Origin of the sequence: Micromonospora sp. NPDC023633, from assembly GCF_040640035.1 — a bacterium.
GTDB lineage: Bacteria > Actinomycetota > Actinomycetes > Mycobacteriales > Micromonosporaceae > Micromonospora.
The window spans coordinates 1-3,131 of sequence record NZ_JBFABB010000255.1; the positions used below are offsets into that span (position 1 = coordinate 1).

Annotated in this window: 4 protein-coding genes; 1 reads left to right on the forward strand and 3 read right to left on the reverse strand. The window is 74.0% G+C overall.

The window, feature by feature from the left end; translation table 11 throughout:
• Positions 1–144: 144 nt before the first annotated feature.
• The 3 genes from ygiD to AB0G13_RS34410 form a co-directional block, all read right to left on the reverse strand.
• Positions 145–1,014: a 4,5-DOPA dioxygenase extradiol gene (gene ygiD, locus AB0G13_RS34400; RefSeq protein ID WP_357883796.1), complete on the reverse strand. Its 870-nt coding sequence runs from the start codon at positions 1,012–1,014 to the stop codon at positions 145–147.
• 109 nt (positions 1,015–1,123) lie between these two features.
• Positions 1,124–1,342: a hypothetical protein gene (locus AB0G13_RS34405; protein WP_357883799.1), complete on the reverse strand. Its 219-nt coding sequence runs from the start codon at positions 1,340–1,342 to the stop codon at positions 1,124–1,126.
• A gap of 78 nt (positions 1,343–1,420) precedes the next feature.
• Positions 1,421–2,023, reverse strand: a complete 603-nt coding sequence (locus AB0G13_RS34410; RefSeq protein WP_357883802.1) for an MBL fold metallo-hydrolase — start codon at positions 2,021–2,023, stop codon at positions 1,421–1,423.
• 177 nt (positions 2,024–2,200) lie between these two features.
• Here AB0G13_RS34410 and AB0G13_RS34415 point away from each other — a divergent pair.
• Positions 2,201–3,131, forward strand: a 931-nt coding sequence (locus tag AB0G13_RS34415) for an LLM class flavin-dependent oxidoreductase (RefSeq protein WP_357883805.1), incomplete at its 3' end; no start/stop codon positions are given.

A 3,131-nucleotide genomic window follows, 5' to 3' on the forward strand; every position in this document is an offset into this window, starting at 1 on the left:
ACATCGAACCGCAAGGCCCCATCGAAACCGAAGCAGCCCGACGCCTCGACGACGAACTCAACCAGAAGTAGCCCTCCAGTTACCCAACACTCTCTTAACCGGGGCCAGCCGGAGGCGGCCGTCGGGCGACGACTGCGGCGCTCGTCAGATGTTGGAGGAGTCGATCGGCACGTCGGTCGGCAGGGCCGGCGCGCCGGCCAGCGGAGCCTCGGTGCGGCAGGACAACCCCACCGTGTAGGCGGTCATCGACAGCGACCCGTACGCGTACCCGTCCACCAGCACCTCCGCGCCGTTGCCGGCGGCGCCGGCGAGGCCGGCGAGGTAGAGCAGCGGGATGAAGTGGTCCGGCGTCGGCACGGCCCGGTCGAAGTCGCGGTGGGCGTCGAGCGTGGCCGCCTCGGTCGGCTCGCCGAGCATGACCTCCTTCGCCGCCTCGTCGAACCGCCGCGCCCAGTCAAAGCCCTCGTCGGCCATACGCGGGTCCACCCCCCGCAGGTTGTGCACCACGTTGCCGCTGGTCACGACGAGCACTCCGCGCTCGCGCAACGGGGCGAGCCTCGCGCCCAGGCCGAGGTGGTAGTCCGGGCCCTTGAACGCGTTGATGCTCAACTGCACGACCGGGACGTCCGCGTCGGGAAACGCGTGGGTCAGCACCGACCAGGTGCCGTGGTCGATGCCCCACGAGTCGACGTCCGCCCCGACCCAGGTGGGGTGGACGACGTCGCCGATCTCCTCGGCCAGCTCCGGCAGGCCGGGCGCCGGGTAGCGGACGTCGAACAGCTCCTGCGGGAAGCCGTAGAAGTCGTGGATCGTCCTCGGCCGGGGCATCGCGGTGACGGCGGTGGCGCCGACGTACCAGTGGGCCGACACCACCAGGATCGCCCGCGGCCGCGGGACCGCCCGCCCGAAGGCGCGCCACGCCTGCGTGTAGCGGTTGAGCTCCAGGGCGTTCATCGGACTGCCGTGACCGATGAACGCGGCCGGCATCACCGCCGGGACGGTCTCGCTGCTCATGCTGCTCCCCCCGAGGCGATGGTGACCTGAGCGTAACCATCGTCGGAGGGAGCAGCCGGCTCAACGCCGGCCGCGACCGGTTGTCACCGGCCGGGGCCGACGGTCGCCGTCAGCCGGATATCTCGCGCCAGGCGGGGTGGTTGCCGCGCCAGGCGCCGGCCAGGATGACCGCCGACGTCCGCCCGGGGCATTCCTGCACCCGGGAGCGGCCGGATTCGCCGCCGATCCGTACCTGTACGTCCCAACGCTGCCCGTCAGTGCGGATGTACACGTCCCGACGCCCGCGCTGGGACGTGTCGCCGTTCCACCAGTGTTCTTCGACCCTCACCCAGCGACCGTATAGCAGTTGGTCCGCGGACGACACGGCCGGTGGCGGTGGAGATCGACGCCGAGTGGCTATCGCCGGTCAGGCGGACTCCCCCGGTGCCAGGTGACGGTAGCCGCGCACGGTCTCGGCGAACCAGCCGTTCACGCTGGTCAGGCCGCGCTCGTTGAGCTGGGCGTCGTGGATCGGGAACACCCGCTCGGCCCCCACGGCGTCGGCGAAGTCGATCGCCTCGGTGAGCTTCAGCCAGGATGCCTGTGCCGGGACCAACAGCGTCTCGACGGGCCGGTCCGGCCGGTGCAGGGAGTCGCCCGGGTGGTAGACGGCGTCGCCGACGAGGTAACCCAGGTTGGCGCAGTCGGGCTGGCCGCCGTGGATCGTCGCGTGCCGACCGCCGAGCGCGGTGACGGCGAGGCCGGCGGCGGTGAACCGTTGACCGGCGCGGACCCTGGTCACGGGCAGCGGCGCCAGGTCGGGCAGCGCGGCGCCCTCCGGCGCGAAGACCGGCACGCCGAGGCCCGCCAACCGGAGCACGTCGACGTGGTCGGTGTGCTCGTGGGTGACCAGCACGGCGTCCGCGCCGGCCAGGGCCCGTGGCTCGCTCCAGGTGCCGGGGTCGATGACCAGCACGCCGCCGTCGTGCTCCAGCCGGACGCAGGAGTGGGTGAACTTCGTGATCCGCACCCGCCGACCGTACGCCGACGTCCCCGCGACGGCAGCCCTCCCCGCGCCCCGCTCGCCCGCTCGCCGGTCCCGCCGCTGACACCACCCGGCACGCCCGGCGGACGCGATCAGTCGTGGCGGGCAGGCGGCTGGAGCACCCGACCCGCGTGAGAGGCTGGGGCGGAAGGGAGTGCCGACATGAGCGACTACGGCCACCCGCTGGCCTTCGGGGCGTTCCTGACGCCCGGCAACGCCGAGCCCGGACGGGTGGTGGGCCTCGCCATGCTGGCCGAGCAGGTCGGGTTCGACCTGGTCACCTTCCAGGACCACCCCTACCAACCCGCGTTCCTCGACACGTGGACGCTGATGAGCTTCGTGGCGGCCCGGACCGGCACCGTGCGGCTGGCCGCCAACGTGACGAACCTGCCGCTGCGCCCGCCGGCCGTGCTCGCCCGCAGCGTGGCGAGCCTCGACCTGCTCAGCGGCGGGCGGGTGGAGCTCGGCCTGGGCGCCGGCGCGTTCTGGGAGGCCATCGAGGCGATGGGCGGCCGCCGGCTCTCCCCCGGGCAGGGCGTGCGGGCCCTGGCCGAGGCGATCGACGTCATCCGCCAGGTCTGGGACGTCGACGCGCGCGGCGGCGTCCGGGTCGACGGAGAGTTCCACCGGGTGGTCGGCGCGAAGCGGGGCCCCGCGCCCGCCCACGACGTGGGCATCTGGCTCGGCGCGTACAAGCCGCGGATGCTGGCCCTGACCGGGCGGCTGGCCGACGGGTGGCTGCCGTCGCTGGGCTACCTGCAACCCGGCGACCTCGGCAGGGGCAACACGATCATCGACGACGCCGCGCGGGAAGCCGGGCGGGACCCGGCCGACGTGCGCCGCCTGCTCAACGTCACCGGCCGCTTCGCCACCGTCGGCCGGGGGCCGCTGCACGGGCCCGCGGAGCAGTGGGCGGAGGAACTGGCCGACCTCGCGCTCAGCGACGGGGTCAGCACCTTCATCCTGGGCAGCGACGACCCCGAGGACCTGCGGCGCTTCGCCGCCGAGGTGGCCCCCGCCGTCCGCGAGCTCGTGGCCGGCGAGCGCGCGCCCGCCGCGGCACCGGCGACGCCCGGGACCGCCCCGGCGCAGC

What these genes read in the sequence shown, in the direction of transcription:
- ygiD (WP_357883796.1), bottom strand. Translation starts at nt 1,014, where the DNA reads ATGAGCAGCGAGACCGTCCCGGCGGTGATGCCGGCCGCGTTCATCGGT.